Source organism: Bacillus sp. SIMBA_005 (assembly GCF_046535585.1).
GTDB classification, from domain to species: Bacteria; Bacillota; Bacilli; order Bacillales; family Bacillaceae; genus Bacillus; species Bacillus pumilus.
In genome coordinates this window covers 1-356 of record NZ_JAWRWI010000106.1, presented here as the reverse complement: position 1 = coordinate 356, position 356 = coordinate 1, and the positions used below count along the sequence as shown (strand labels likewise).

Annotated in this window: 1 pseudogene; it reads right to left on the bottom strand. The window is 70.5% G+C overall.

Annotation, left to right across the window (positions count from 1 at the left end):
• Positions 1–356, bottom strand: a pseudogene (locus tag SB660_RS19320) (hypothetical protein); the annotation flags it as partial.

The following is a 356-nucleotide window of genomic DNA, read 5'->3' as shown; positions in this document are numbered from 1 at the left end:
CTTGATGCCGCCGCCGCTGGCGAGGTTGGTCAATGCCGTGTCCACCCCGCCCAGCGCGGCACCGACGTTGTTATAGGTCGTGCCGCCGATGCTGTAGCTCGGCGCGGTCAGCGTGCCGGTGGCCGGATCGTAGGCGGCACCGCCGCCGAAACTGCTGGCCACGCCGGCGCCAAGGGTATCGACCGCGCCATCGACCGCCGTCACCGCCAGGTTCGAGGCGTTGAGCTGGCTGCCGTTGATCGCATCGGTGCTGGTGGTGCTGACGCGACCGGCCGCCAGATTGGTCAGGGTGCGCTCGTTGCCACTCGTGCCGATGCTCACCGTGCTGGCCGGCGCGGTGCCGGCGTAGGCGTAGG